General features: G+C 71.4%; 28 protein-coding genes, 1 tRNA gene and 1 pseudogene. 16 read left to right on the top strand and 14 right to left on the bottom strand.

All coding sequences use genetic code 11. The annotated features are described in order from the left end of the window. The first annotated feature begins 37 nt into the window (after nt 1-37). Nucleotides 38-982 carry an aldose 1-epimerase family protein gene (locus ABEA46_RS14255; RefSeq protein WP_345545212.1) on the top strand — a complete coding sequence of 315 codons (945 nt, stop codon included), beginning with the start codon at nt 38-40 and terminating at the stop codon, nt 980-982. A 74-nt stretch (nt 983-1,056) separates the two neighbouring features. On the opposite strand, the gene ABEA46_RS14250 is transcribed toward ABEA46_RS14255, so the two are convergent. Beyond that, nucleotides 1,057-1,254 (bottom strand): hypothetical protein, encoded by a 198-nt coding sequence (locus ABEA46_RS14250; protein ID WP_345545211.1) that lies wholly within the window; start codon nt 1,252-1,254, stop codon nt 1,057-1,059. 86 nt (nt 1,255-1,340) lie between these two features. Next, entirely contained in the window at nt 1,341-2,189 is an 849-nt protein-coding gene (locus ABEA46_RS14245; protein ID WP_345545210.1) for an SDR family NAD(P)-dependent oxidoreductase, read from the bottom strand. Between the two features lie 102 nt (nt 2,190-2,291). Here ABEA46_RS14245 and ABEA46_RS14240 point away from each other — a divergent pair, with 102 nt between their 5' ends. The 3 genes from ABEA46_RS14240 (at nt 2,292) to ABEA46_RS14230 (ending at nt 3,513) form a co-directional block, all read left to right on the top strand. After that, nucleotides 2,292-2,915 (top strand): asparagine synthase, encoded by a 624-nt coding sequence (locus tag ABEA46_RS14240; protein ID WP_345545209.1) that lies wholly within the window; start codon nt 2,292-2,294, stop codon nt 2,913-2,915. Nucleotides 2,916-3,017: 102 nt separating this feature from the next. Beyond that, complete coding sequence (locus ABEA46_RS14235) at nt 3,018-3,329, top strand: MmcQ/YjbR family DNA-binding protein (protein ID WP_345545208.1); 312 nt, start codon at nt 3,018-3,020, stop codon at nt 3,327-3,329. A 111-nt stretch (nt 3,330-3,440) separates the two neighbouring features. Continuing rightward, a tRNA-Arg gene (locus tag ABEA46_RS14230) sits at nt 3,441-3,513 on the top strand. Between the two features lie 194 nt (nt 3,514-3,707). Here ABEA46_RS14230 and ABEA46_RS14225 read toward each other — a convergent pair. Both ABEA46_RS14225 and ABEA46_RS14220 read right to left on the bottom strand, forming a co-directional pair. Then, entirely contained in the window at nt 3,708-4,145 is a 438-nt protein-coding gene (locus ABEA46_RS14225; RefSeq protein WP_345545207.1) for a DUF1622 domain-containing protein, read from the bottom strand. 123 nt (nt 4,146-4,268) lie between these two features. After that, a complete protein-coding gene (locus ABEA46_RS14220; protein ID WP_345545206.1) occupies nt 4,269-4,940 on the bottom strand; it encodes a phosphatase PAP2 family protein in 672 nt (223 codons plus the stop codon). A gap of 188 nt (nt 4,941-5,128) precedes the next feature. Here ABEA46_RS14220 and ABEA46_RS14215 point away from each other — a divergent pair, with 188 nt between their 5' ends. Continuing rightward, the gene (locus ABEA46_RS14215) at nt 5,129-6,502 is read left to right on the top strand and encodes an FAD-binding oxidoreductase (RefSeq protein ID WP_345545205.1); all 1,374 of its coding nucleotides are present in this window, start codon (nt 5,129-5,131) and stop codon (nt 6,500-6,502) included. Nucleotides 6,503-6,551: 49 nt separating this feature from the next. Here the strand turns inward: ABEA46_RS14215 and ABEA46_RS14210 are convergent, their stop codons facing one another. From ABEA46_RS14210 to dinB, 4 genes are all read right to left on the bottom strand, one after another. Continuing rightward, nucleotides 6,552-7,796 (bottom strand): RNA polymerase sigma factor, encoded by a 1,245-nt coding sequence (locus tag ABEA46_RS14210; RefSeq protein WP_345545204.1) that lies wholly within the window; start codon nt 7,794-7,796, stop codon nt 6,552-6,554. 24 nt (nt 7,797-7,820) lie between these two features. Continuing rightward, nucleotides 7,821-8,207, bottom strand: a complete 387-nt coding sequence (locus tag ABEA46_RS14205; protein WP_345545203.1) for a YciI family protein — start codon at nt 8,205-8,207, stop codon at nt 7,821-7,823. A gap of 181 nt (nt 8,208-8,388) precedes the next feature. After that, nucleotides 8,389-9,336, bottom strand: a complete 948-nt coding sequence (locus ABEA46_RS14200; protein ID WP_345545202.1) for a zinc-ribbon domain-containing protein — start codon at nt 9,334-9,336, stop codon at nt 8,389-8,391. Nucleotides 9,337-9,378: 42 nt separating this feature from the next. Next, the gene (dinB, locus tag ABEA46_RS14195; RefSeq protein WP_345545201.1) at nt 9,379-10,575 is read right to left on the bottom strand and encodes a DNA polymerase IV; all 1,197 of its coding nucleotides are present in this window, start codon (nt 10,573-10,575) and stop codon (nt 9,379-9,381) included. A 148-nt stretch (nt 10,576-10,723) separates the two neighbouring features. On the opposite strand from dinB, the gene ABEA46_RS14190 reads away from it, so the two are divergent. After that, a complete protein-coding gene (locus ABEA46_RS14190; RefSeq protein WP_345545200.1) occupies nt 10,724-11,125 on the top strand; it encodes an ester cyclase in 402 nt (133 codons plus the stop codon). A gap of 51 nt (nt 11,126-11,176) precedes the next feature. Here the strand turns inward: ABEA46_RS14190 and ABEA46_RS14185 are convergent, their stop codons facing one another. Together ABEA46_RS14185 and ABEA46_RS14180 are read right to left on the bottom strand one after the other, a co-directional pair. After that, nucleotides 11,177-11,587 (bottom strand): GreA/GreB family elongation factor, encoded by a 411-nt coding sequence (locus tag ABEA46_RS14185; RefSeq protein WP_345545199.1) that lies wholly within the window; start codon nt 11,585-11,587, stop codon nt 11,177-11,179. 72 nt (nt 11,588-11,659) lie between these two features. Then, nucleotides 11,660-11,824 carry a hypothetical protein gene (locus ABEA46_RS14180; protein ID WP_345545198.1) on the bottom strand — a complete coding sequence of 55 codons (165 nt, stop codon included), beginning with the start codon at nt 11,822-11,824 and terminating at the stop codon, nt 11,660-11,662. 91 nt (nt 11,825-11,915) lie between these two features. Here ABEA46_RS14180 and ABEA46_RS14175 point away from each other — a divergent pair, with 91 nt between their 5' ends. Together ABEA46_RS14175 and ABEA46_RS14170 are read left to right on the top strand one after the other, a co-directional pair. Further along, nucleotides 11,916-12,284 (top strand): VOC family protein, encoded by a 369-nt coding sequence (locus ABEA46_RS14175; protein ID WP_345545197.1) that lies wholly within the window; start codon nt 11,916-11,918, stop codon nt 12,282-12,284. Nucleotides 12,285-12,396: 112 nt separating this feature from the next. Beyond that, nucleotides 12,397-13,983, top strand: coding sequence for an L-serine ammonia-lyase, iron-sulfur-dependent, subunit alpha (locus tag ABEA46_RS14170; protein ID WP_345545196.1), 1,587 nt, complete (start codon nt 12,397-12,399; stop codon nt 13,981-13,983). Here ABEA46_RS14170 and ABEA46_RS14165 read toward each other — a convergent pair. Beyond that, nucleotides 13,970-14,560 carry a thymidine kinase gene (locus tag ABEA46_RS14165; protein ID WP_345545195.1) on the bottom strand — a complete coding sequence of 197 codons (591 nt, stop codon included), beginning with the start codon at nt 14,558-14,560 and terminating at the stop codon, nt 13,970-13,972. The two genes, ABEA46_RS14170 and ABEA46_RS14165, sit on opposite strands and share 14 nt — an antisense overlap. A 78-nt stretch (nt 14,561-14,638) precedes the next feature. Here ABEA46_RS14165 and ABEA46_RS14160 point away from each other — a divergent pair, with 78 nt between their 5' ends. The 5 genes from ABEA46_RS14160 (at nt 14,639) to ABEA46_RS14140 (ending at nt 20,498) form a co-directional block, all read left to right on the top strand. After that, entirely contained in the window at nt 14,639-15,982 is a 1,344-nt protein-coding gene (locus ABEA46_RS14160) for an MFS transporter (RefSeq protein ID WP_345545194.1), read from the top strand. Continuing rightward, nucleotides 15,979-17,823 carry a glycoside hydrolase family 2 protein gene (locus ABEA46_RS14155; protein ID WP_345545193.1) on the top strand — a complete coding sequence of 615 codons (1,845 nt, stop codon included), beginning with the start codon at nt 15,979-15,981 and terminating at the stop codon, nt 17,821-17,823. Before ABEA46_RS14160 ends, ABEA46_RS14155 begins: the two co-directional genes overlap by 4 nt. Further along, the gene (locus ABEA46_RS14150; protein ID WP_345545192.1) at nt 17,820-18,827 is read left to right on the top strand and encodes a DUF2804 domain-containing protein; all 1,008 of its coding nucleotides are present in this window, start codon (nt 17,820-17,822) and stop codon (nt 18,825-18,827) included. Before ABEA46_RS14155 ends, ABEA46_RS14150 begins: the two co-directional genes overlap by 4 nt. 82 nt (nt 18,828-18,909) lie before the next feature. Further along, nucleotides 18,910-19,767 carry an ABC transporter ATP-binding protein gene (locus ABEA46_RS14145; protein ID WP_345545191.1) on the top strand — a complete coding sequence of 286 codons (858 nt, stop codon included), beginning with the start codon at nt 18,910-18,912 and terminating at the stop codon, nt 19,765-19,767. After that, the gene (locus ABEA46_RS14140; protein WP_345545190.1) at nt 19,764-20,498 is read left to right on the top strand and encodes an ABC transporter permease; all 735 of its coding nucleotides are present in this window, start codon (nt 19,764-19,766) and stop codon (nt 20,496-20,498) included. Before ABEA46_RS14145 ends, ABEA46_RS14140 begins: the two co-directional genes overlap by 4 nt. Before the next feature lie 3 nt (nt 20,499-20,501). Here the strand turns inward: ABEA46_RS14140 and ABEA46_RS14135 are convergent, their stop codons facing one another. Beyond that, nucleotides 20,502-20,942: a MarR family winged helix-turn-helix transcriptional regulator gene (locus ABEA46_RS14135; RefSeq protein WP_345545189.1), complete on the bottom strand. Its 441-nt coding sequence runs from the start codon at nt 20,940-20,942 to the stop codon at nt 20,502-20,504. Between the two features lie 42 nt (nt 20,943-20,984). Here ABEA46_RS14135 and ABEA46_RS14130 point away from each other — a divergent pair, with 42 nt between their 5' ends. Then, nucleotides 20,985-22,784 (top strand): DUF2207 domain-containing protein, encoded by a 1,800-nt coding sequence (locus ABEA46_RS14130; protein WP_345545188.1) that lies wholly within the window; start codon nt 20,985-20,987, stop codon nt 22,782-22,784. A 3-nt stretch (nt 22,785-22,787) separates the two neighbouring features. Beyond that, a complete protein-coding gene (locus ABEA46_RS14125; protein ID WP_345545187.1) occupies nt 22,788-23,177 on the top strand; it encodes a VOC family protein in 390 nt (129 codons plus the stop codon). An 8-nt stretch (nt 23,178-23,185) separates the two neighbouring features. On the opposite strand, the gene ABEA46_RS14120 is transcribed toward ABEA46_RS14125, so the two are convergent. After that, the gene (locus ABEA46_RS14120; protein ID WP_345545186.1) at nt 23,186-24,214 is read right to left on the bottom strand and encodes an HNH endonuclease signature motif containing protein; all 1,029 of its coding nucleotides are present in this window, start codon (nt 24,212-24,214) and stop codon (nt 23,186-23,188) included. A gap of 133 nt (nt 24,215-24,347) precedes the next feature. On the opposite strand from ABEA46_RS14120, the gene ABEA46_RS14115 reads away from it, so the two are divergent. Beyond that, a complete protein-coding gene (locus ABEA46_RS14115; RefSeq protein WP_345545185.1) occupies nt 24,348-24,926 on the top strand; it encodes an AAA family ATPase in 579 nt (192 codons plus the stop codon). Between the two features lie 10 nt (nt 24,927-24,936). Here the strand turns inward: ABEA46_RS14115 and ABEA46_RS14110 are convergent. Next, a pseudogene (locus tag ABEA46_RS14110) lies at nt 24,937-25,065 on the bottom strand (GyrI-like domain-containing protein); the annotation flags it as partial. Between the last annotated feature and the right edge of the window lie 105 nt (nt 25,066-25,170).

Raw genomic sequence — 25,170 nt, 5'->3', positions numbered from 1 at the left:
TGGTCAGCGGCATCCCCCCATTTCGCAAGGAGCCCCTATGGCACGCCCTCCCGCATCCGGAACCCAGCACGCGCTCCGCGCCGGCGACTACGAAGCCGTCGTCGCGAGCGTCGGCGCGACACTCCGTTCCCTCACCCACCGCGGTCGCGACCTCGTCGTGCCGTTCGAGGCCGACGAGGTGCGCCCCGCGCACCGCGGCGCGACCCTCGCCCCGTGGCCGAACCGCGTGGTCGACGGGCGCTACTCGTTCGGCGGCAGCGACTTCCAGCTGCCCCTGACCGAGCCGGCGCGCTCGCACGCGCTGCACGGTCTGGCGACGTGGCTCGACTTCGAGGCGATCGACAAGGGACCCGACCACGTGACCCTGGCCGCGGTCATCCAGCCGTCGACGTTCTACCCGTGGCGCCTCGTCGTGACCACGACGTTCTCGCTCGGTCCCGACGGCCTCACGCAGTCGGTGACCGCGCGCAACGAGAGCGAGGCGCCGGCGCCGTGGGGCACCGGCCCGCACCCGTACCTCGTGGGCGGCGACGGGCACGTCGACGGCTGGACGCTCGAGCTGCCTGCGGCCGAGGTGCTGTCGGTCACGCCCGACCGCCTGAGCCCCGTCGCGCTCGGCCCTGTCGACGGCGACGATCCGCAGCGTTTCGACTTCCGCACCGCGCGCCTGATCGGCGCGGCCGAGATCGACCACGCGTACACCGGCCTCATCCGCGACGCCGAGGGCTTCGCCACGGTGCGGGTGACCGACGCGGCGGGATCGGGTGTCGAGATGACGTGGGATGCCGCCTGCCCGTGGGTGCAGGTGCACACCGCCGACAAGCCCGACGCGGCGCAGAGCCGGCTGGGCCTGGCCGTCGAGCCGATGACGTGCGCGCCCGACGCGTTCAACGCGGACTCGTACGACTACGACGCCGGCCTCATCGTGCTGGAGCCGGAGGCATCCACCACCGCCTCATGGCGGATCGCGGCGATCGGCTGACGCGCCGCACCGCAGCGACTCCGAACGAAGGCGGAGCCGGCCCCCCGGTCGGCTCCGCCTTCGGCGTCAGCGGGTCAGTCGTCGCGCAACTGCTCCTTGATGTCGTTGCGCGTCTTGACCGAGTCCCGTTCCGCCTCGGCCTTCTTGACGTCCGCGTCCGCCTTCATCTCGTCGACTTTGTCGCCGAGACGGTCGGTCGTGTCGTCCCACGTGTCCTTCAGCTTCTCGCCGACGGCCTCCGCGGTCTCTTTCGCGTCGTCCATGAATCCCATCGGTCGCTCCTCTCGTGGGGTGTGGAGGCGACGATACGGAGCGTCGGAACGCGGGTCACGGGGGTTGCTCCGAGGGCTCGGCTTTGCTAACGCACGGGCGTGCGAGTGTCGATCGCGTCGCGCAGCGGGCGCCGCATGGGTCCCCAGTAGTGCACCGGGGTGACGCGCGTGAGCACGTCGACCAGCCGCGCCTCGCGGCCGATCATGATGCGCGGACGGCGGGCGATCGTGGCGTCCACGATGCGCGCCGCCGCGTCCTCGGGCTCGGTGTGGTACATCGCCGCCTGGGCCTCGGCGGCGCGCTGGGCCACCTCGGGATCGATCGCCGCGGCGTACCGGCCGCGCAGGATGATGCCGGTCTTGACGCCCGCGGGGTACACGGCGCCGACGCTCACCGTGGTGCGCTCCAGCTCGTGCCGCAGCGCCTCGGTGAACCCGCGCACCGCGAATTTGCTCATCGCATACGGGATGCGTCCGGCAGGAGCGGCCAGACCGTAGATCGACACCAGATGCGTGATGTGCGCGGCGGGCTCGCTCTGCATCGCGGGCAGCAGCGCCTGGGTGATGTTGACGGTGCCCCACAGGTTCACGTCCATCAGCCACCGCATCTCGGCCATCGTGAGCTGGCCGAGATCGCCGAGCATCGACGAGCCGGCGCACGTGATGAGCGCCTGGACGTGGGGATGGGATGCCGTCACCGCCGCGACGACGTCGGTCACCGCCGCGTCGTCGGTGAGGTCGACGGCGTGCGTGGTGTGCCCCGTCCCCTCCAGGGTGGCTGCCACCTCGGCGAGGCCTTCGGCGTTGCGATCGACGAGCGCCACGTGGGCTCCTCGTGCCGCGAGCTGCCGGGCGACGTCGGCGCCCATGCCCGCCGCGGCTCCCGTGATGACCGTCGTGCGCCCGCGCACATCCAGGGGTCGCCGTCTCGTCATGTGCAGCCTCTCGCTCCGGATCGTCCTCGTCGACGATCGCGCCTACGATTCTCGCTGACTCAGGAGGCGCTCGCGGACGCTAGCCTCTTTACGGGAGGTGTGATGGGCAAGACCGCAGAGGCGATCGCCGAAGGGGTGTCCATCGCGTCCGCGGCCGCGCGGCTCTCGATCCGCAACCGCATCCTCGTCGACACGATCGCGAACGACGAGCCGTTCGAGGTGACGCGGTTCGCGCCGTTCGCGCACGAGACGCTGATCGCGCTCGCCGACGAGCAGGCGGCCGCGGCCGAACTCGTCAAGCGCCAGCGCAAGAAGGCGTGGGGCAAGTTCACCGACCCCGACGGCACCCACGACTACCGCGACCGCGACACCCGCAACCTCCGCAAGCGCGGGCGCCAGTACGCGGGTGTCGCGCAGGCGCTGCGACGGATGGCCGACGACCCGCACGTCGTCCGCACGCTCATCGAGCAGTCCCGTGATGCCGCCTGGGGCGACGTCGAGGCCAACCTGCAGCGCCGCCTGCAGGTCGAGGGCATGCGCGCCGACCTCGACCCGGACTACGAGCGCATGCGCGCCGCACGCATGCAGTCGATCCGCCTCGTCGACCTGCCGCGCCTGGCCGCCCACAAACGGCGCGCCGACGACGTCGACCCGGACGCGCCGGCCGGCGTCGTCACCCCGTCGCCGCGGGTGTCGGGTATCGACGTCAGCGAGCTCGAAGGCTGACGCGCGTCCGAGGGCGGCGTACGCTCGCCCCGTGGACGACGCCGCGGCGCAGCCGATGTGGTTCCCGCCCGAGCACCCGCTCGCGGTGCGGGTGCGCGCCCTGTGCATGCCGTACCCCGAGACCGTCGAGGCGATCTCGCACGGCCGCTGCACTTCCGGGCCGGCAAACGGCAGTTCGCGATCGTCGGCGTCAGGCCCGCCCCCGCCGTGCTGTTCCTCCCCGACGAACTGGAGCGCCCGGTGCTGCTCGAACGCGGCGACACCTTCGTCCCGCCGTACGAGGGCGCCTACGGCTGGCTGGCGCTGCGCGTGGACGTGGATGCCGGCGACTGGACGCTCCTCGCCGAGCTCATCGACACCTCGTATCGGCGGGTCGCGCTGCAGCGCCAGCTGCGCGAGCTCGACCGTCTGTGAGCGTCGCACCGGCCGCCGGACACGCCCGGGATGCGGGCATCCGCCCTCGATTCGCGCCGAGCCGGGGCGTGAGGTATTCTTGACGACGTTGTGCGCGAGAGCAAACAACATGCGCCCGTAGCTCAATGGATAGAGCATCTGACTACGGATCAGAAGGTTGGGAGTTCGAGTCTCTTCGGGCGCACACTGTGTTGAGACAGTAAGCATTGAAAACCCGCGGTTATCCGCGGGTTTTCGTGTTTCTGGCGGAGTGCGTGGCGCGTGAGGGCGCGCACTGGGGTGCGATCGCTCGCGGCTGGTGGCCGACGGAGTTCCCTCCCGCGCGCGCGACGGATCGAACCCCCGATGGGCGGGGGACACCGGGTGAGCGGGCGGGGGCTATTCAGCGCCTTCTGCGCGGGGAGCCGATGCACGGGCCGAGGCGGCGCGATCCTTGGCCGCTGCCTGACCGAGCAGCTGACCGCCGCTCGTGAGCAGCGCACGGCGCCACGGAGCGACCCCGTCGATCTCGATCTGGATGGAGATCGAGAGGATCGTCCGGATGATCACGATTATCCCGAGGATGAGGGCGTCCTCGAGCGAGGGCTTGGAGGTGATCGTGCGCACGAGATCCGCCGCAACGAGTACCTCGAGTCCGAGCAGGATCGCCGCGCCGAGGGTCGTGCGCAGGGCGGTGTAGGCGGCGTGGCCGCCCTCGCCGCGCAGGAGGGAACGGATGCCGAGCACGACCGCGAAGACGAATCCGGCGACCATGACGACGGCGCCGATCACCTCGAACCCGATGGCGACAGCAGTGAACACCGACTCGAAATCCACGCGCTCAGCGTAGGGGTCCCAGCCCGGGCCTGGCTAGGCAACGCGCATATGGTGCCTTGCCGCCGCGACGGCGTCGGCTTCAGGGACGCACCGTGCGGCGATCCGGCGGGGCATCCCGGCCGCCTACGACGGGATCAGCTCCCGCCGCACTACTGTGGTGCTCCAAGGTCCCAGCACGGCACCTGCGACGGTGTCCGAGATGTGGTGTTGCCCGCGGTAGACCCGTGAGAACGCGATCGCTCCGGGGATGCCGTACCGCAGGAGAGGGCCGAGGATCCGCGCGCCGCGGGCGCCGTGGTGATCGAGCAGGTCGGCGAGCGTGCCGTGGAGCGCGAAAGCTGCCGCCGTGTGTCCCGAGGGGAACGACGACGTCGCGTGCGGCTGCTCCGGGCGCCACACCCCCTCGGGCCGTGGCCGTCCCGCCAGAGCCGCGGATGCGACGAAGCACGCGGTCTCGAGGGCGAGCGCCGTCGCCGGGGCGACAGCTGAGCGCCGGTCGCGCGTCAGGAACCAGGTGACGCCGCACCAGATCACCCCGTTCGCGATGGTCTGCGGCACACCGGAGTACCACGAGAGCGCCTGGGTGATGCGGTCGAACGGCTCGCGGAGCCGGGTAGGCATGGTGACATCGCCGCCGCCGCCGGCGGGCCGATGGCCGAACGCGTCCTGGAGCGCACGCACCGCCCGGTCTTCTGGTGGGTCGTTGCCGCCGAGGAGCCGTATCGCCCGCCCGGCCGCGGCGAGCACGGCGATCGCGCCGAGCGCCGGCAGGACGACGGCCCGAAGCAGCGGCATGACCGCAGACTAGTGGTGCTCCGCGGGATGGGAACAGACCGGAGCGCCGCACACCCGAGACCGCCCGAACGGCGGACGCCTTGACGGTGCCCCTGGAGCCGAGGATCGTGGTCAGGAACCCGGCACTGGCGCTCCGTGCGCACCGTGCGGTTGCACCATGCCCGTTGCGACCGAGGGAGAGTGCTGTCATGTCCACTGTCGTGGAGTCTCTGCGAAGCACGCTGGCCGATGCCGTCGTCGCCGAAGGCGACGCGGGCTACGACGAGGCGCGGATCGTCTACAACGCGATGATCGACAGACGGCCGGCAGCGGTCGTCCGGTGCGCGAGCGCCGCGGACGTCGCAGCCGTCGTGCGCGCCGCCGCGGATTCCGGCACCGACCTCGCGATCAGAGGCGGAGGGCACAGCGTGCCCGGATTCGGAACGGCAGACGGCGCCGTCGTCGCCGACCTCAGTGGTCTCACGTCGGTGCAGGTGGATCCGGCCACGGCCACCGCGCAGGTCGGCGGGGGAGCGACCTGGGGGATGTTCAACGACGCGGCGGGAACGCACGGACTCGCGACGACAGGAGGGATCATCTCGACGACCGGGGTCGGCGGGCTGACGCTCGGCGGCGGGATCGGCTACCTCGCCCGCGGCTTCGGGCTCTCCTGCGACAACCTGCTCGCCGCGGAGGTCGTCCTCGCCGACGGCAGGGTGGTCACGGCGAGCGCGGACGAGGAGCCGGACCTGTTCTGGGCCCTGCGCGGCGGAGGCGGCAACTTCGGCGTCGTCACGAGATTCCGGTTCCAGCTGCATCCCGTGTCTGAGATCTACGGCGGACCGACCTTCTTCGAGCTCGCCGACGCGCCCGCCATCCTGGCGCACTTCCAGGAGGTCGCACGGACGGCTCCCCGCGAATTCGGAGGGTTCCCCGCTTTCCAGATCGCGCCGCCGCTGCCGTTCGTCCCCGAGGACCGCGCCGGCGAGCCGTTCATGGCCGTCATCTTCTGCTACAACGGCCCCGCCGCGGAGGGCGAGAAGATCGTGCAGGGGTTCCGTGACGTGGCCACGCCCGTGGCGGAAGCGGTCGGGCCCACGCCCTACCCGGCGCTGAACGGTGCCTTCGACGCTCTTGTGCCTCCCGGGCTCCAGCACTACTGGAAGGCCTCCTTCGTAGACGAGCTCACGCCGGAGGCGATCACCGCTCACATGGCACACGGACCGCTCGTCCCCACCGTCAACTCGACGGTGCACTTCTACCCGATCAACGGTGCCTGCCACGATGTCGCCCAGGACGCGACGGCGTTCGGGCACCGGGACGCGAACTTCGCGATCGTGATCGCGGGGATGTGGCCCGACCCTGCCGAGAACGCGGCGAACACCGCGTGGGTGAAGGACTACTTCGGGGCGGTCGAGGGGTTCGGACAGGGAGGCGGCTACATCAACTTCCTCTCCCAGGACGACCAGCCGCAGGCAGCGGCGAACTTCGGCGCGAACTATGCGCGGCTGCGCGCCGTCAAGCACGCCTACGATCCGGGCAACGTGTTTCACATCAACCAGAACATCGCTCCGGAGGTGTAGCCCATCGCCCCGGTGAAGAAGTGGCGCACGGCCTGCCGGCCTCCGACGGTCACGACACGAGCTGATCGCGTCGACGAGTGAGGTACGCCCGCTCCGCAGGGTTGCCGGCGAGCTGGAGCGCTCGGTCGTACGCGGTCCGTGCCTCGCTGCTTCGTCCCACGCGCCGCAGCAGATCGGCGCGCGCGGCGTGGAAGGCGTGGTAGCCGTCGAGGGCCTCGCCGAGCCGGTCGACCTCGGCGAGCGCTACGTCGGGGCCATCCACCTCGGCGACCGCGATCGCCCGGTTGAGCCGCACGATCGGCGATGCGTCGAGTCTGACGAGGCGGTCATAGAGGGCGACGATCTGGGACCAATCGGTGTCGCGCGCCGACGGCGCGTCCGTGTGCACCGCGTTGATCGCCGCGAGGAGCTGGTAGCGCCCCACCTGCCCGTCGCCGGCAGCGACCGCCGTGATCCGCTCGCGCACCAGGGCATGCCCCTCCGCGATCAGAGCGCGGTTCCAAGCGCTGCGATCCTGCTCGTCGAGGGTCACCAGCTCGCCGGCGCGGGACACCCGCGCGGCGCGCCGGGCGTCGATGAGGAGCATCAGGGCGAGCAGGCCGGTCGCCTCGCCCTCGTCGGGCAGCAGCGTGTGCAGCAGGCGGCCCAGACGGATCGCCTCCTCGGTGAGGTCGGCGCGCAGCAGGCCGGCGCCCGCGCTGGACAGGTAACCCTCGTTGAAGACCAGGTAGATCACGGCGAGCACTCCCGCCAGCCGTTCCCGGAGGTCGTCGGCAGCCGGCACCCGGTAGGGCACGTGCGCGGCCTTGATCTTGGCCTTCGCGCGCGTGATCCGCTGCGCCATCGTCGTCTCGGGCACCAGGAAGGCGCGCGCGATCTCGGCGACGGTGAGCCCGCCGAGCAGACGCAGAGTCAGCGCCACTCTGGCCTCCATCGCGAGGGCCGGGTGGCAGCAGGTGAAGACCAGCCGGAGGCGGTCGTCCTCGACCGGTCCGCTGGGCTCGGGTGGGGTGTCGTCGGACAGCATCTGGGCCGCCTGGTGCTTGACGTCGCGGAGGGACTCCCGGCGCAGCCGGTCGATCGCCTTGCGCGTCGCGGTCGTGGTGAGCCAGGCGCCGGGGTTGGGCGGTACGCCGTCGCGCGGCCAGCGCTCGACCGCGGCGACGAACGCCTCGGCGGCGGCGTCCTCGGCAAGGCCGAGGTCACCGAAGCGACGGGCGAGGCCCGCCACCAGCCGCGCCCACTCCTCGCGGTGGGCGCGGGCGATGGCCTCCTCGGCGGGCGACGAGGTCACGACTCCCGCGGGGTCCGGGTCACCTCACGCACTCGCGGACGCGTGCCGGTCGACGATCTCCGCCATGCCGGACGGAAAACGGTGGACCTCCTGAGGCCAGTCCAGCGACACGGCCAGTCGCCCTGCCCAGTACCGGGCGGCTTCGTCGTCCGGCACCTCGATGGCGGTGAATCCGCCGAGGTGCTCCTTCGTCTCGACGAACGGCCCATCGGTGAACACGGGCTCGCCGTCCTTGCTGACGACGCTGCAGACGGCGGTCGAGGCGTCGATGCCTCCCTCCGCGAAGAGGAAGACGCCGGCGGCCGTCATCTCCTCCAGCACGGCTTTCGAGGCCTCGCTCTTGCGATGCAGCTCGTCGGCGGTGTGCGCGGGCACCCACTCGTCGTTGAATGCGATCAGATACTTCGGCATTGTCGTCTCCTCTCATCGGACGAGAGCCGTGGCGTGGACTCCCGGGGTGTGGCGGCCAGAAGGTCCCACACCTCATCCACGAACGGCGACGCTCGAATACGACACTATCCCCGGAGGCGTTCGCGATGATCGGGGAATCGGAGCAGAAGGGGCCGTCGCCACCGCGATCGCGCGAGGCCGGTCAGGCGAGGTAGGGATCGACGAGCAGCGGACCCCGGATGTCTCTCAGCGTGTCGATCAGCCGCTCCAGCGCCTTCCGGTTCCACGCGGCGATCTGCAGGTCATGGGGTCCGAGCGGTGCGAGTCTGCCGGTGCGGATCCGGACGACCTCCCACTTCGCGGCACGCAGCGCGCGATCCTTGCGGCGGTCGGCGTCCTCGCGCTTGCCGACGTGCTCCAGTCCGTGCCGGCCGGTGCTGTCGTACTCGACCGCCACCCTCAGCTCGGGGAGCAGGATGTCGGGCCACACCTCGAGGTGATCGAAGAACGGGCGCGCCACGCGGACCGCGTTGAGTCCCGGCGTCAGCGGCATCCGCGCGAACAGGTCTGAACGCAGCTGCGCCTCGACGGCGGATGTCGGCTTCGGCGCGCACTCGGACAGGAACGCCTCGCCGACCGGCACGTCCGGTGTCTTCGGGCAGAGCTGCACCGTGCGCGGAGGCCGGCGAGGCCGCAGCACCACGCGTCCGACCGGGTTCGCGATCGTCCCCACGCCCGCGCCACTCGCCGCTGCCGCGTCGAGCGGAGCCTCGGGGCGCGTGGGCCCAGCCGGGACGGGGGAGCCAGGCAGGGTCACGACATCGCGCATCGGCAGTGCGCGCACGGGCCGGGCGGCCTCGGTGCACTCCGGGCACCAGGCGGAGCGCCGACGCTCGCGGCCCGGCCGATGGCGCTGCTCGTCGGGCGTGGCGGCGAACTTATGGCCGGCCTCGCACTGCCACAGCAGCAGCACGTCCGCCGCCGGCGGGATCTGGGTGAGCGCGATGCCGGCGTTGAGCTCGGGGTGGTACTGGCGGATGAGGGCGGGGAACGGCGACCAGGCCTCGCGGTAGCTCCCCACCGGATACGGCACCTCGGCGCCCTTGGAGAACTGGCGCCGGGCCCACCAGAGTTCGACGCGCTCCGCCATGAGAGCAGGGTAGGCGGGGCCCACGACATCGCCGCGCCGGCGTCACTCGTGCTCGGGCAGCACCGGCGTCGACCAGCCGGGGTCACGCCCGAGCTGCGCGGCACGTGAGACGGACGCCGAGCCGAAGCGGTCGCGCACGGCATCGAGCACGGTGTCGAGGCGGACCCCGTCGTCCCAGTCGATCGGCAGCTCCGGGGGCACGCTGTCGACCCGACCGAGCTGCGACAGCGAGACGCCGATCAGCGTGATGCCGCGCTCGCCGATCTCGGGCTGCGCGGCGGCGAGCAGCCCCTGCGCGACGGCGAGGATCAACGCGGTGCGATCGGTCGGCGAGCGGAACGAACGGGAACGGGTGGCCTTGGCGTAGTCGCCGAACCTCAGGCGCAGCACCACCGTCCGGCACACCCGGTCCCCGTCGCGCAGGCGCCGGGCGAGCCGGTCGACGATCTGGGTGAGGATGACCTCCAGCTCGTCGGGCGTGCGCGGACGATTGCCCAGCGCGCGCTGCGAGCCGATCGAGCCGCGGCGGCGCGTGGTGTCGACCGGGCGCGGGTCGCGCAGGCGCGCGAGGGCGTGCAGGTGGGCGCCCGCCGCCCTGCCCAGCAGTCGCTCGGCGGTGGCGGCTTCGAGCTCGGCGAGCTGTCCGACGGTGTGGATGCCGAGACGGTGGAGCTTCTCGGCGGTCACGGCGCCCACGCCCCACAGCCGCTCCACAGGCAGGGGCAGCAGGAACTCCTGTTCGCGCTCGGGCTCGACGACCAGCAGGCCGTCGGGCTTGCTCACCGCGCTGGCGACCTTGGCGAGGAACTTGGTGCGGGCGACGCCGACCGAGATCGCCAGCCCGACCTCGGCGCGCACCCGCTGGCGCAGCTGCACCGCGATCTGCTCCGGGGTGCCCACGAGTCGTCTGAGGCCCCCGACCTCGAGGAACGCCTCGTCGATCGAGAGCCCTTCGACCAGGGGCGTGGTGTCCCGGAAGATCGCGAAGACCGCCTTGCTGGCCGACGAGTACGCCTCCATGCGCGGCGGCACGACGACGGCATCCGGGCACAGCTCACGCGCCTGCCGACCGCCCATCGCCGTGCGTACGCCGCGGGCCTTGGCCTCGTAGCTCGCGGCGAGCACCACGCCGCCGCCGACGATGACGGGCCGGCCGCGCAGCTCCGGGGCATCGCGCTGCTCGACCGACGCGTAGAACGCGTCGAGGTCGGCGTGCAGCACGGTCGCCTCGCCCCGCATGCCGTGCCTCCCGCCGTCCGTCGGGCGAGATTCTCGCATGAAGCTGCGACACTACGGCGTGTCACCGCGACGAAGAGTCGATGATCGGTTCACCGCGTGCTGCACCGTCTGCGCAGGCGTCCTGCGGACCGGCCCGGATAATGAGGGGGTGGAGCCGTGGGAGATGCATGCGTGGTACGCCGACTACCTCGACGCGTGCAACCGTCACGACCTCGCCGCGATCCGGTCGTTCGTCGATGCGGCCGTGCGTCGCTCGCACCTGCCGGGCGGTGTCGACGCGTGGATCGACGAGCTCGACGACCTGTTCCGCGGGTTCCCGGACTGGCGCTGGCGCCGTATCCAGCTGATCGTGGAGGATGACCGCATCGCAGCGCATGTGCGGGGGAGCGGCACGCACCTCGGGGAGTTCCGCGGCATCGCGCCGACGCGGCGGCACGTCAATGTCGCCGAGTTCTCGATGTACCGGGTCGCCAAGGGGCGGTTCGTGGAGTACGCGGGAGCCGACACCGGGTTCGAGCTCATGAGCCAGCTCGGAGTCGCGGGAACGTAGGACGGTCGGACCGGCCGTCCCGCCGGGGCCGGGCCGGTCACGCTGTGCGCGTCAGGCGTGCGGGACGGCAGCGACGATCGCGCCGGCGACGGCGGTGCCGTTCGGGGCGCGGTACTCGAAGCGGTCGCCCGGGAGCAGGCCGGCGATCGCCTGGCCGAGCGGCGACTCGGGCGAGTACACCGCGACGTCGCCGTCCGCACCGAGCAGGGCGCGGGAGCCGAGCAGGAACGTGTCGTGCGAACCGTCCGCGGCGAACTCGACGGTGACCCGCATGCCGGGCTCGACGACGCCGTCGTCGGGGCGGGTCCCGACCTGCGCGCGGCGGATGATGCCGCGCAGTTCGATCGCGCGCGCTTGCGCCTGGTCGTCGTCGGCGCCCTCGCGCACGACCGCGTCGAGCTCCTCCTCCAGGTGACGCAGGGCGTCCTGCGTGAGCCAGATCGGCTCTTCCACAACAGACACGGGCAGACCTCCTCGGCCGGACAGATGAAGTTCCCGAGCCTAGCCGGTTTGCCGCGCCGAGGGGCGACCCGCCTATTTGCGCTGCTCGAAGGCCCCCGCCGAGATGGGCAGCGCAACGGCGAGCACGACGCACAGCAGGCCCGCGACGAAGATGAGCGCGGGCAGCGGAGAGGCGAACGAGATCCCCAGCAGCACCATCCCGCCGACCAGCAGGATCAGATAGAGAACGAACAGCATCGGCGGCCCCCTGACTCGTAAGCGTTGCCCTCTCTGCCTACCGCACGGATGGGCAGGTGCGCCAGAGGCACGCGCGCACCAGAATGTCGCCATGAGACTCCTGCAGGTCGCCCAGCACGCCGATGACCTCGACCGGGCATCGGCGTTCTACGAGACCCTCCTCGGCACGCCGGCGAGGGCGCGGTTCGATCCTCCCGGGCTGCTGTTCTTCGACCTCGACGGGGTGCGGCTGCTGCTGGACGGCAACGCGCCGACCGCCCTGCTGTATCTCCGGGTGGACGATGTGCAGGCGGCGCTCGACCGCCTCGGCGCCGAGGTCGAGGTCGTGTCCGCCCCGCACGTGATCTTCGCGCACGAGGACGACGCCCTCGGTCCTGCCGGCCATGACGAGTGGCAGGCTTTCGTGAAGGACTCCGAGGGCAACACCGTCGGTCTCATCTCGTTCGTACCGCGCGCGTGATCTTTCAGTCGCGCACTGTGCGCCACCGGATCGTGATGGATGCCGCATCCTGCCGCTCTCGAATCCATAACGGTGCGCAGAGTGCCTGCCCACGCGGCGTAGCCTGAGAGGGATGAGCGCCTATGTCTCGGCGTTCGAGCTGTTCTCCATCGGTGTAGGACCCTCGAGCTCCCATACGGTCGGACCCATGCGGGCCGCCCACGACTTCGCCGTCCGCCTGCGCGAGTCCGGTGTGCTGCCGCAGGTCGGCCGCGTCACCTGCACGCTGTACGGCTCGCTCGGCGCCACCGGCATCGGTCACGGCACCCCCGACGCGGTCGTCGCGGGACTGCAGGGGCTCGAGCCCGAGACGGTGGATCCGGATGCTGTCCGCTCGGCGTGGACCGGCTGGCCCGATGGGCGCCACCTCGACCTGGCAGGCAGCCACCCCGTGCTGTTCGATCGCGGGGACGTCGTGTTCGCGCCGCGGACGCGCCTGCCCGCACACCCCAACGCGATGACGCTGGAGGCGTGGGCCGGGGCCGAGGACGGCCCGGAACGCGCGCAGGCGTCGGCCGGCGGCATCCGTTCGACCGGGGCGGCCGTCGAAGAGGCGCCGCGCCAGCAGTCGGACGCCGGACTGATCGCCCGCGAGACGTACTACTCCGTAGGCGGCGGCTTCATCCGCCGTGACGGCGAGGCGCCGCAGGTGCGGGCGCACGCGTATCCGCTCGACTTCGCGTCCGCCGAGCAGCTGCTGCACCTGTGCGACGAGCAGGGGCTCACGATCGCCGAGGCGGCGCGGCTCAACGAGTCGGCCATGCGCGGCGAGGAGGAGGTCGCCGCCGGGCTCGACGCGATCTGGGACGCGATGGCCGGCTGTGTCGAAGCGGGGCTGCACGCCGACGGCGTGCTGCCGGGCATGCTCGGGGTCAAGCGCCGCGCATCGTCGATCCGCGCACAGCTCGAGACCGCCGAGGCCGACGGGCGGCGCGAGCTCCCGGGCGAGTGGCTCGGAGCGTTCGCGCTCGCCGTCAACGAGGAGAACGCCGCGGGCGGCCGGGTGGTGACGGCACCGACCAACGGCGCGGCCGGGATCGTGCCGGCCGTCGCGATGTACTGGTGGCGCTTCCTCGCCGATTCGGGGCTCGGCTCGGGCAACGCCGTGACGCCGTACGGCGAACTGGTCGGCAGCGCGCTGCTCGGCTACGACGGCCATGTCGCCGAGTCTGCGGAATCCGGCGCGTGGGACGACGAGCAGGTGGCCGACGCGAACCGGCGGCGCGGCATCCGTCGCTATCTGCTGACCGCGGCGGCGCTGGGCTCGCTCTTCAAGGCCAACGCGTCGATCTCGGGTGCCGAGGGGGGATGCCAGGCCGAGGTCGGGTCGGCCTGCGCGATGGCGGCGGGCGGGCTGACCGCGGTCATGGGCGGCACCAACCGGCAGATCGAGAACGCCGCCGAGATCGCGATGGAGCACCATCTGGGGCTCACCTGCGACCCGGTCGGCGGGCTTGTGCAGATCCCGTGCATCGAGCGCAACGCGATCGCCGCGTCGACGGCCGTGACCGCCGCGCGCCTGGCGCTGCGTGGTGACGGATCGCACTACGTGTCGCTCGACGCGGTCGTCGAGACGATGCGTCAGACCGGCATCGACATGTCGACGAAGTACAAGGAGACCAGCGAGGGCGGCCTCGCGGTGAACGTCATCGAGTGCTGACGGGTCCGCCCGTGAAGTGCCGCCGGCACCTCGCCTGGTACGACTCGATGCCGCCGACCTGCTCGGCGGTGGGCACGCGCGCGTCGGCGACTTCGCCGGGAGCGAGGCGCTGGTGGAACACCGCATCCGCGCCGCACACCGCGCACACCGCGGTGAGCTTGATGACGTCCTCGGCGGTCGCCATGAGCGCCGGCAGCGGCTCGAACGGCTGACCGTCGAAGGTGACGCACAGCCCGGCGACGACCACCGTGACGCCGTCGGCGACCAGCTCGTCCACGGCCGCGACGAGCGCCGGGCCGAAGAACTGCGCCTCATCGATCGCCACGATGTCGAGGTCCCGTCCGCGCGTCGCGGCCACGAGCGCCCCGGCGTCGGCGACGCTGCGCGAGGGAACGCTGAGCCCGGAGTGCGAGCTCACCTGGCCCGTGCCGCGGCGGTCGTCGAGCGCGTGGCTGACGAGCTCGACCGACAGCCCGGCGATGCGCGCCCGGCGGACGCGGCGCATCAGCTCCTCGGATTTGCCGGCGAACATCGGCCCGGTCACCACCTGCAGCCGGGCCCGATCTGGCGTGTGCATGGCGCCAGGATATGCGGCCTAGGATCGAAGCGCCCGAACTACCGGACAATGTCCCCCGGAACGTCAGCAAGGATGCCGATGCCCGAAGAATCCCCTGCCGTCGCGCCGTCGCGCGCCGCGGCCCTCTCCGCCCGCACCTGGGTGACGGTCGTCGTGCTGGGCTTGGTGGGCCAGCTCGCCTGGACGGTCGAGAACATGTACCTCAACGTGTTCGTGTACGACACGATCACCGCCGACCCCACGGTCATCGCGACGCTCGTGGCGGCCTCCGCCGTCGCGGCGACCCTCGCCACGATGCTCGTGGGCGCGTGGTCGGACCGCGCACGCACACGCCGGCCGTTCATCGCGGTCGGGTACGTGCTGTGGGGCCTGACCACCGCGACGTTCGGCTTCGTGCAGCCGGCAGCGGGAGCGGATGCCGCGCTCGCGGTCGGCACGGCGGTCGTCGCGATCGTCGCCCTGGACTGCGTCATGTCGTTCTTCGGCTCGGGTGCCAACGACGCGGCCTTCAACGCGTGGGTGACCGAGTCCACCGAGCCGTCCAACCGCGGCCGCGTGGACGGCGTGCTCGCGATCATGCCGCTCATCGGCATGCTGGTCGTGTTCGGGGCACTGGACTCGCTGACGCAGGCCGGGCAGTGGACGTTCTTCTTCGGCATCGTCGGGCTCGTGACCGCCGCGGTCGGCGTCGTCGCGTGGTTCCTGGTGCGCGACCCCGCGCGCATCGAGTCGGCGCAGGGCGCGTACCTCGCCACCGTCGTGCACGGGCTGCGCCCGGGCACGATCCGCTCGAACCCACGCCTTTACCTCCTGCTGCTCGCCTACGCCGTCGTCGGCACGAGCACGCAGGTGTTCATCCCGTACCTGATCATCTACATCCAGCGGTACCTGCGCATCGACGGCTATGCGATCGTGCTCGGCAGCGTGCTGATCCTCGCCTCGATCGCGAGCGTGCTGGGCGGGCGGGTCATCGACCGGGTCGGCAAGGTGCGTGCGATCCTCCCGGCGGTCGCGCTCCTCGTCGTGGGCCTGGTGGCGATGTTCTTCGTGCGCGACATGGTCGCGGTGATCGTCGCCGGCACGGTCATGATGGCGGGCTTCATGCTGTCGATCGCGGCGATCTCGGCGAGCGTGCGCGACGCGACGCCGACCGACCGCGTCGGCATGGTGCAGGGGCTTCGCATGATCGCCGCCGTGCTGATCCCGATGGTCGCCGGTCCCTTCATCGGCGCCGCGGTCATCGTCGGCGCGGCCGAGACCTACGTCGACCTGGGCGTGGTCAAGCAGGTGCCGACGCCCTGGATCTTCCCCGCCGCAGCCGTGGTCGCGGTGCTCGTGGTCGTGCCCGTGCTGCTGCTGCGCCGCCACGACCGACGGACCGTGGATGCCGCCGATCGCGCTGTCACGGCGGCCCAGGCATGACCCTCCTCACCCCGTGGGCCGAGGGGCTCGAGTCCGATGCCCCGCTGCCCGAGTACCCCCGCCCGCAGTTGGTGCGCGGGGACTGGACGAATCTCAATGGGCGGTGGGACTACGCCATCACGCCGCTTCGGCAGGCCCAGGGACCGGAGGCTGACGGTGCCGACCCGCTCGCCGTGGACGACCCCGCGGCACCGCCCACGACCTGGGACGGCCGCATCGTCGTGCCGTTCTCACCCGAGACCGCGCTGTCGGGCGTCGGGCGCGCGCTGCGTGCGGATCAGACGCTCTGGTACCGGCGGGAGCTCGCTCTGCCGCGCGCGCTGCGCGCCGACGAGCGTGCGATCCTGCACTTCGGCGCGGTCGACCAGTCCTGCCGCGTGGCCGTGGACGGGGTCGAGGTCGGCGGCCACACCGGCGGCTATCTGCCGTTCGCGCTCGACGTCACCGCGGCGCTCGCCGCGGGCGCGGAGTCCGGCGTCCACGACCTCGTCGTCGCCGTGCGCGACGTCACGGATGCCTCGTGGCTCTCGCGCGGCAAGCAGACCAGCCGCCCCGGCGGCATCTGGTACACGCCGCAGTCGGGCATCTGGCAGACGGTCTGGCTCGAGATCGTGCCGCGCGTCGCGGTCGACCGGCTCGTGCTCACCCCCGACCTCGATGCCGGAGCCGTCGAGGTGACGGTGCACAGCGACCACGCGGCCGGCGCCGGGACCGCGCGGGTCGAGGTGCTCGAGGGGGAGCGGGTGGCGGCATCCATCGATCTTCCGGTGGGCGTCGCGACCTCGGTCGCACTCGACGGGGCCGTGCGCCCGTGGAGCCCGGAGGACCCCTTCCTGTACGGCGTGCGCGTGACGCTCGGCGACGATCTGGTCGAGTCCTACGTCGGGATGCGGTCGTTCGGCGTCGGCGTGGACGACCGGGGCTTCACGCGACTGCTGCTGAACGGCCGGCCGCACCTGCCGGTCGGCCTGCTCGACCAGGGGTACTGGCCCGACGGCGGGTACACCGCGGCCTCGGACGCGGCACTGGAGTACGACATCCGCCTGGCGAAGCGGCTCGGGTTCACGATGCTGCGCAAGCACATCAAGGTCGAGCCGCTGCGCTGGTACCACCACTGCGACCGGCTCGGCATGCTCGTGTGGCAGGACGCCGTCAGCGGCGGCGCCGCGTACAACCCGCTGGTCGTCAGCGCCCCCGCCATCGCCTCGCCGACGCTCGACGACCGCCGGCACGCGCGATTCGCGCGTGCGGACGAGGCCGGACGGGCCGCGTTCGAGCGCGAGCTGCACGACATGATCGAGCACCTGCGCAGCGTCCCCTCGCTGTCGCTGTGGGTGCCGTTCAACGAGGGGTGGGGGCAGTTCGACGCGGCCCGCATCGCCGGCGTCGTGCGCGAGCTCGACCCGACCCGGCCCGTCGACCACGCAAGCGGGTGGCACGACCAGGGCGCGGGCGACCTGCGCAGCCTGCACATCTACTTCCGCCCGGTGAAGGCGCCCCGCGGCGACGGGCGGGTGCTGGCGCTCACCGAGTACGGCGGCTACAGCCTCGCGGTGCCGCAGCACACGTGGAGCCCGACCACCTTCGGCTACAAGAAGTACCGGTCGCGCGACCAGCTCGTCGCGGCGCTGGAGGGGCTGCACGACCGCGAGATCGCGCCGGCGATCGCGCGCGGGCTCGCCGCCACCGTGTACACGCAGCTCGCCGACGTCGAAGAGGAGGTCAACGGGCTCGTCACGTACGATCGGCGGTTCGTGAAGGTTCCCGAGGACGTCATGCGCGCGATCAACGACCGGCTCCGGGATGCCGCGTCCCCGAGCCCCGGGAAGGACCCCGCATGACCGAGCGCGAGCTCACCGCCCCCGTGTCGCTGACCCTGCCGAACGGGCAGGTGAACCCCGAGGCGATCGGGTGGGCGCGGCAGCCGATCGTCGACACGTCCGGGATCGGCCGGGGCCTCGGCCGCAACAAGCGGTGGGAGTACTGGAACGTCACGACGCCGACCCACATCCTCGCGCTCACCGTGTCGTCGATCGACTACGCCGCCGTCCACGAGGTGTGGGTGTTCGACCGCGCCACCGAGCAGACGTGGGACAAGGGGGCGACGGTGGTCCCGTCCCGCGGGGCCGAACTGCCGGCAAACGTCGGGAGCGGCCCGGCGCGCGCCCGCGCGAAGGACCTCGAGATCGACGTGACTGCGTCGACGAGCGGGGAGCCCGGCGGCACGCGGCTGCGCGCCCGCATCCCCGGTGCCTCGTTCGACGTGTTCGCCGAGCTCCCCGAGGGCCACGAGCGCCTCGCCGTCGTGGTGCCGTGGAGCCGCACGCGATTCCAGTACACGGTCAAGGACGTCGCACGCCCGGCCTCGGGCTCCGTCACTGTCGACGGCATCACGCACGAGGTCCCTGCAGGACAGTCGTGGGCGGTGCTCGATCACGGCCGCGGCCGGTGGCCCTACGACATCGCGTGGAACTGGGGCGCCGGCTCCGGCGTCTCGCACGGTCGCACGATCGGCATCCAGGTCGGTGGCCGCTGGACCGAGGGAACCGGCTCCACCGAGAACGCGTTCTTCGTCGACGGCCGCCTGCACAAGATCCACGACGAGCTCGCGTGGGACTACGCCATCGCCGACTGGCGCAGGCCATGGCGGATCACGGGTGGCGGGCTGGCGGCATCCTTCACCCCGTTCTTCGACAAGACCACCCGCACCGACCTCGCGATCATCTCGTCGCGCACCGATCAGTGCTTCGGGCACTGGTCGGGGACGTTCGCGATCCCCGGCGGCGAGACCGTCGAGTTCGACGGGATCCTGGGGTGGGCGGAAGAGGTCCACAACCGCTGGTGACGCGGCCCGTCGATCCGTGCCCGCGGCGCGCCGTCGCGGAGCATCTGGCCGCGATGGCCTCTGCGGGCGCATGATTCATGGTGTGAGCGACATCGCGACGGCACAGGCCGTCCACATCCGAGGGCTGCAGGTCAGGCGCGGCAGGACCGAGGTGTTCGCCGGGCTCGACCTCGACATCCCGCGCGGGCAGATCACGGGCCTGCTCGGACCCTCCGGATGCGGCAAGACGACCCTCATGCGCTCCATCGTCGGAGTGCAGAAGGTCGCCGGCGGCACGGTGCAGGTGCTGGACGAGCCGGCCGGATCGCGGGCGCTGCGACACCGCGTCTCGTACGACACCCAGGCCGCGTCGGTCTACGGCGACCTCACCATCCGCCAGAACCTGCGCTACTTCGCCCGGCTGCTCGGCGCACCTCGCAGCGACATCGACCGGGTCATCGCGGAGGTGGGCCTCGCCGACCAGCGCGACCAGACCATCGACTCGCTCAGCGGCGGCCAGGAGTCCCGGGTGTCGCTCGCTGTCGCGATGCTCGGCACCCCCGAACTGCTCGTGCTCGACGAGCCCACGGTGGGGCTGGACCCGCTGCTGCGGTCGGAGCTGTGGGACGTGTTCCGCGGGCTCGCCGACGCCGGCACGACGCTCATCGTGTCGAGCCACGTCATGGACGAGGCGCTGCGGTGCGACAGGCTCCTCCTCATGCGCGCCGGCCGGATCATCGCCGACACGACTCCCGACGGGCTGCTCGCCGACACCGGCACGCCCGACCCGGATGCCGCCTTCCTGGCGCTCATCGAGCGCGACTCCGTTCGACAGGCTCAGGGCCTGCCGGGGACGCCGGGCGAGGAGGCCGGCGAACCGCACCCGCTCACCCGCCGCGAGGCGCGCGAGCACGCGCAGCATCCCGAACCCATGCCGCCCTCGGGGGAGGACGCGTCATGAACGGCGTGCGCACGTTCGCCACGGCGGGGCGGGTGCTCCGCCAGCTGAGCCACGACCCGCGCTCGATCGCGCTGATGCTCATCGCTCCGAGCCTGCTCGTCGGCCTGTTCGCGTGGCTGTTCAGCGACCAGGAAGGCGTCTTCGACCAGTTCGGCGGCCCGATCCTCGCGCTGTTCCCGTTCATCGTGATGTTCCTCATCACCTCGATCACGACGCTGCGCGAGCGTCGCTCGGGCACGCTCGAACGGCTCATGACGACGCCCATCGCCAAGGCGGACTTCATCCTCGGCTACGGGCTCGCATTCGGGCTCATGGCGACGCTGCAGGCCGTGATCACCGTGACGTTCGCCGTGTGGGTGTGCGATCTGCAGGTCGACGGGGAGCTGTGGCAGCTCGGTCTGGTCGCGGTCGTCGACGCGATCCTCGGCACCGCGCTCGGACTGCTGGCGAGCGCCTTCGCCCGCACCGAGTTCCAGGCCGTGCAGTTCATGCCGCTGATCGTGTTCCCGCAGATCATCCTCGGCGGCCTGTTCATGCCCCGCGAGGACATGCCCGACGCGCTGTACCAGATCTCGAAGATCCTGCCGCTGAGTTATGCGATCGACACGATCAACGCGGTCACCGCCGGGGACGACGGCTGGGACGTGTTCGGGCCGCTGCTCGTCGTCGTCGCGTTCGCGGTGGGGGCGCTGATCCTCGCGTCGCTCACGCTGCGGCGGCGCACGCCGTAGGCGTCAGCAGCTGGGCTGCTTCTTGCGCAGCTTCGCGGTGAGGTCGCGCAGCTGCGAGAGCTCGTCGTCGCTCAGGATCGACATGCGCTCGGCGATGGCGCGGCCGTGGGCGCTCGCGATGCGGCGGAAGAGCGAGGCTCCGGCATCCGTCGCATGAACGAGAGACCCGCGGCCGTCTTCGGGATCGGCGCACTTCGTGATCAGCCCGCGCGCGACCATGCGGTCGACGAGGCGGGACACGCTCGGCTGGCTGATGAGCATGTTGGCGGTCACGTCGCGCAGTCGCGCCGTGAGGTCGTCGGCGCGCGTGACGGTCAGCAGCACGTCGTACTCGGCCTGGCTGAGGGTGTCGTCGTCGAAGTCGTCGTTGATGTCGCCGAACACCTCATGCTGGGCGCGGAACAGGCTCTCCCACGCGTCGATGGCGAGGCGGCGGTCGGTCATATCGTCAAGAGTAGGGCCTGGTGCGGACCGTAGGCTTGCGCCATGGCCTCTCCTGCAGCCCGCGCGTCGCGCCCACACCGCCTCGGCGTCATCGGCCTGCTGATCGCACTGTTCGCGGGGGTTCTGCTGGCGGCCGCCGCGGCCACGCCCGCGCGTGCCGACGTCGACGCCTTCTCGTTCGAGAGCCTCGACGTCGAGTACCGGCTCGGTCGCGCGGACGACGGCACGAGCACGGTGACGGTCATCGAGACCTTTGTCGCGCTGTTCCCCGACATCGACCAGAACCACGGCATGCGGCGGGCCGTCCCGGACTCGTATCAGGGCGCGCCGCTGCACCCGCAGCTGGTGTCGATCACGGATGAGAACGGCACGCCCCGCGAGTCCGAGACCGACTCCGACGACGGCTTCTACTTCATGACCTCGCGGGCCGACGGCTTCGTGCACGGCCGGCAGACCTACGTGTTCACGTACACGATGCAGAACGTGACGCGCTACTTCGCCGACACCGGCGTCGACGAGTTCTACTGGGACGTCAACGGCACCGCGTGGCCGCAGTCGTTCGGCAGCGTCACTGCGCGCGTCACGATGACCGACGAGGTGGATGCCGCACGCACGGGCGCGATGTCGTGCTACGTCGGCGGCCAGGGCTCGAACGCCACGTGCCCGATCTCGGACTCGGGCGACGGGATCGTCGCCTCGGCCACCGACGTCGGGCCGTACCAGACGGTGACCTTCGCGATCGCCTTCGAGAAGGGGACGTTCACGCCGTTCGACGCGTCGTATCTCGCTTCGCCGTGGGGGTGGCTGCAGGGGATCGTCGCGCTGCTGGGTCTGGGCGGATCGCTCGTGGCTGCGATCGTGGCGCGCCGCAGATTCCTGCGCGACGCGCCCGGGCGCTCGGTGATCATCGCCGAGTACACGCCGCCTCCCGGCCTCGACGCGCTGCAGAGCGCCGTGCTGCTCGGGCGCGCGACCAAGGCGGTGCCGGCCGAGGTGCTCGAGCAGGCGATCGTGGGCAGCATCCGCATCGAAGAGGGCTCGCGCAAGCTGTTCGGCGGCGTCCATCTGAAAGCCGTGCTGCAGGACCCGACGCTCGCAGACGCCGATGGGCAGATGCTGCTGCCGGGACTGTTCCCCTCGGGCGTGCCCGGCGAGGAGTTCGAGTTCGGCGGCACCGACACGAGGTTCTCGAAGACGGCGCAGGCGTTGCTGAAGGCCGCCGCCGACGACCTGAAGGCACGTGGCTTCCGCCGCGTCGTCCCCGGCGGCGCGAAGGCGTGGCCGATCGCCATCGCGTGGCTGTCGGCGGCGCTCGTGATCGTGTTCGGCGTCATCGCCGTCGTCTCGTTCGTGAACCCGCTCGTGCCTGTCGTGCTCTTCATCGGCGGCCTGGGGGTGGCGTTCACCGTGACGTTCCTGGTGGCACGGGATCCGCTCACCGCGGCGGGCGCCGAGGCCCGTGATCATCTGCTCGGGCTCAAGGAGTTCATCGAGTGGGCCGAGGCCGACCGCATCCGCATGCTGCAGTCGCCGCAGGGCGCCGAGCGCGTGCCCGTCGACCTCACCGACCCGACGGTGAAGCTCAAGCTGTACGAGGCCCTGCTGCCGTACGCCGTCGTGTTCGGCCAGGAGAAGCAGTGGGCCGAGGAGCTCGCCGTGCTGTACGGGGACCGCGGGAACCCGGGCTGGTACGTGGGGTCGACGGCGTTCAACGCCGCGGCCTTCTCCTCCGGCATCTCGAGCCTGTCGGCATCGGCCGCGTCGTCGTCCTCGTCGGGCGGCTCCACCGGCGGCGGCTCTGCGGGCGGTGGCGGTGGCGGTGGTGGCGGCGGCGGGGTCTGACGCATGGGACTGCACCACGTAGAGCTGTGGGTCGCCGACCTCGACCTGGTGCGCGACGAGTGGGCCTGGCTGCTCGGCCGTGTCGGCTTCACCCGCCAGAGCACGTGGCCCGGCGGCGAGACCTGGAGTGACGGCGGTGCCTACCTCACCCTCACCGGGTCGCCCAACCTGGCCGAGGGCGGGCACGACCGCCGGCGTCCTGGGGTGAACCACCTGGCGTTCTGGGCGGGGGATCGCGCCGCCGTGGATGCCGTCATGCACGCCGCTCCCGCGCACGGCTGGCGTCCCCTGTACCACGACCGGTACCCGCACGCGGGTGGTCCCGACCACTATGCGGGGTGGCTCGAGAACGGCGCCGGCTTCAAGGTGGAGGTCGTCGCCGCGTCGGAGTGAGCGCACGGTCATGCCGAACGTGAGCGTTGCAGTTCGTTGTGCAGTACCCGGTTCGCGGGTCGCCATCGTCGCAGCGGGTCGATCCAGGCGGGCGGTCTGACTTCGGGAGTGCCGTCCCGCATCCGCACCTCCCACCCGCTGGTCTCGATCGTGCGGTGGTGGTGCCAACACAGCAAGACTCCGTTCCCCGTGTCGGTCGGCCCGCCGCGCGAATGCTCGACGACATGATGGATCTCACACCACGCGGCGCGGACGCGGCACCCGGGGATGATGCAACCGCCGTCCCTCGCGCCGATACCTTTGCGCTGCCAGTGCGTGAACACGCGGTCGATGACGGTGAGTGCCTTTATCGCCCCGTTCGCGCCAAGGGTGACGCGATGGATCGTGCCGTGGCATCCGATGTGCCGGGCGAAGGCGGCCGAGACCGGCGTCTCGCCGTCCGGGCCGTCGACGAATGCGACGCCGTCGGCGCAGTCGAGCTGGTCTTCGGCGACGGTCACGACGAGGGTCGGCGCGGCACCGCCGAGCCGGGGGCTGTCGGGTGAAGCCGCGGCGGCCGCGAGGTGTTCGGCGCCGACGCGACGCTGCAAAGGCCGCAGCGCGTCTGTGATGGTCGTGAGCGCGTCGAGGCTGAGACGACCGGCCGCGAGTTCGCGTCGCGCGTGGTCCAGTGGAGCAGGTCGGATGTGACCGGTGAGCGAGAGCACCGGTGTGATCGCCCGCGCCGTGCGCAGCCGCGTTCGCGCGGTCACGTGCGAGACTTGCGCCGCCCGTTCGATCAGCTCGCCCGGGTTGTCGCAGCCGTACGCGGTCACGAGCGGGACGTCCTGGACGCCCGGTTCGCTGCGACGGCCGATCTCGCCGGCGATCGTCAGGCGTGCGGCATCCACCCACCGTCCGATCTCTTCCACCACCCGCAGCGACTCGACCAGGTCGCCATCGGACAACCCGCGCTCGGACCCCTGCGCGAGCGGCTCGCGCAGCGCATCGCCGAGCATCGCGGTGAGTCCGCGAAGGTCGTCTAGCGGGAAGTTCATACCTCCATCATGGCGAGGGGCTCCGACATTCCCACTGCGTGAAACTCCCGGTCACAGCTTGTTTCTGTGGATAACACACGGTGTGCCGAGTTCGTCGCTACCTGGGGAGGAAGGGCCGCGATAGCGTGGGCGGATGAGCGCCGACATCATCATCCTGACGGGGCCGCCCGGTGCCGGGAAGTCGACCGTCGCGAGGGCCGTCGCTGAGTCCCATCCGCGGGCGGTGCACCTGCACACGGATGACTTCTGGGGCTTCATCGCCTGGGGTGCGATCGCGCCGTACCTTGCCGAGTCCGATGCGCAGAACCAGACGGTGCTGCGCGTGATCAGCGGGGCGGCTCGCGAGTACGCCGCCGGCGGATACGTGACGGTGGTCGACGGAATCATCGGTCCGTGGATGCTCCACCATTTTCGTGACCTCGTCGCGGCTGGTGAACAGGGCGAGGGGCCGCGCGTGCACTACCTCGTGCTGCGCCCCTCTCAGGCGGAGACGGTGCGTCGGGCGCAGGCGCGCACCGCCCCGGATGCGCTCGTCGATGACGGGCCGATCGTGTCGCTGTGGGACCAGTTCGCCGAGCTCGCCGCCCTCGAATCGCACGTGATCGACACGAGTGCTCAGAAGCCGGACGAGACGGTGGATGCCGTCGCGGCAGCGATCTCGGGCGGCGGCTGCCTGCTCGACACCGGGACGATTCCGATGTCGGGGCGCTGATACCGGCCCGTCAGTCCCGGGTGACCGGCCTGCGCAGGATCGTGCGCAGCTTCTCGGGGGCGGTCCGGCGCGGATCGCTCAGGTAGACCTCGTGGTGCGTGCCCGTCATGCGCAGATCCTGCGAGGGGATGAACTCGTCGATCTTGCCGGCCGCCTCTGTCTCTGCCACGGCAAGAGTAAGGGCCGGTCGGAGAGGCTACCGACCGGCCCTTGTCCCTTGCACCAAGAGTGTCCTGCAATCACA

Origin of the sequence: Microbacterium jejuense (assembly GCF_039544225.1) — a bacterium.
Classification (GTDB): Bacteria; Actinomycetota; Actinomycetes; order Actinomycetales; family Microbacteriaceae; genus Microbacterium; species Microbacterium jejuense.
Note: the sequence above shows the minus strand (reverse complement) of the source record. Positions and strands in the feature narration are given on the sequence as shown.

Coding starts and splice junctions, on each gene's coding strand:
- ABEA46_RS14255 (WP_345545212.1), top strand. CDS start 38: ATGGCACGCCCTCCCGCATCCGGAACCCAGCACGCGCTCCGCGCCGGC.
- ABEA46_RS14175 (WP_345545197.1), top strand. CDS start 11,916: ATGAGACTCCTGCAGGTCGCCCAGCACGCCGATGACCTCGACCGGGCA.
- ABEA46_RS14250 (WP_345545211.1), bottom strand. CDS start 1,254: ATGGGATTCATGGACGACGCGAAAGAGACCGCGGAGGCCGTCGGCGAG.
- dinB (WP_345545201.1), bottom strand. CDS start 10,575: ATGCGGGGCGAGGCGACCGTGCTGCACGCCGACCTCGACGCGTTCTAC.
- ABEA46_RS14240 (WP_345545209.1), top strand. CDS start 2,292: ATGGGCAAGACCGCAGAGGCGATCGCCGAAGGGGTGTCCATCGCGTCC.
- ABEA46_RS14220 (WP_345545206.1), bottom strand. CDS start 4,940: ATGCCGCTGCTTCGGGCCGTCGTCCTGCCGGCGCTCGGCGCGATCGCC.
- ABEA46_RS14170 (WP_345545196.1), top strand. CDS start 12,397: ATGAGCGCCTATGTCTCGGCGTTCGAGCTGTTCTCCATCGGTGTAGGA.
- ABEA46_RS14200 (WP_345545202.1), bottom strand. CDS start 9,336: ATGGCGGAGCGCGTCGAACTCTGGTGGGCCCGGCGCCAGTTCTCCAAG.
- ABEA46_RS14130 (WP_345545188.1), top strand. CDS start 20,985: ATGGCCTCTCCTGCAGCCCGCGCGTCGCGCCCACACCGCCTCGGCGTC.
- ABEA46_RS14180 (WP_345545198.1), bottom strand. CDS start 11,824: ATGCTGTTCGTTCTCTATCTGATCCTGCTGGTCGGCGGGATGGTGCTG.
- ABEA46_RS14120 (WP_345545186.1), bottom strand. CDS start 24,214: ATGAACTTCCCGCTAGACGACCTTCGCGGACTCACCGCGATGCTCGGC.
- ABEA46_RS14140 (WP_345545190.1), top strand. CDS start 19,764: ATGAACGGCGTGCGCACGTTCGCCACGGCGGGGCGGGTGCTCCGCCAG.
- ABEA46_RS14150 (WP_345545192.1), top strand. CDS start 17,820: ATGACCGAGCGCGAGCTCACCGCCCCCGTGTCGCTGACCCTGCCGAAC.
- ABEA46_RS14135 (WP_345545189.1), bottom strand. CDS start 20,942: ATGACCGACCGCCGCCTCGCCATCGACGCGTGGGAGAGCCTGTTCCGC.
- ABEA46_RS14160 (WP_345545194.1), top strand. CDS start 14,639: ATGCCCGAAGAATCCCCTGCCGTCGCGCCGTCGCGCGCCGCGGCCCTC.
- ABEA46_RS14245 (WP_345545210.1), bottom strand. CDS start 2,189: ATGACGAGACGGCGACCCCTGGATGTGCGCGGGCGCACGACGGTCATC.
- ABEA46_RS14215 (WP_345545205.1), top strand. CDS start 5,129: ATGTCCACTGTCGTGGAGTCTCTGCGAAGCACGCTGGCCGATGCCGTC.
- ABEA46_RS14165 (WP_345545195.1), bottom strand. CDS start 14,560: ATGCACACGCCAGATCGGGCCCGGCTGCAGGTGGTGACCGGGCCGATG.
- ABEA46_RS14125 (WP_345545187.1), top strand. CDS start 22,788: ATGGGACTGCACCACGTAGAGCTGTGGGTCGCCGACCTCGACCTGGTG.
- ABEA46_RS14205 (WP_345545203.1), bottom strand. CDS start 8,207: ATGCCGAAGTATCTGATCGCATTCAACGACGAGTGGGTGCCCGCGCAC.
- ABEA46_RS14155 (WP_345545193.1), top strand. CDS start 15,979: ATGACCCTCCTCACCCCGTGGGCCGAGGGGCTCGAGTCCGATGCCCCG.
- ABEA46_RS14115 (WP_345545185.1), top strand. CDS start 24,348: ATGAGCGCCGACATCATCATCCTGACGGGGCCGCCCGGTGCCGGGAAG.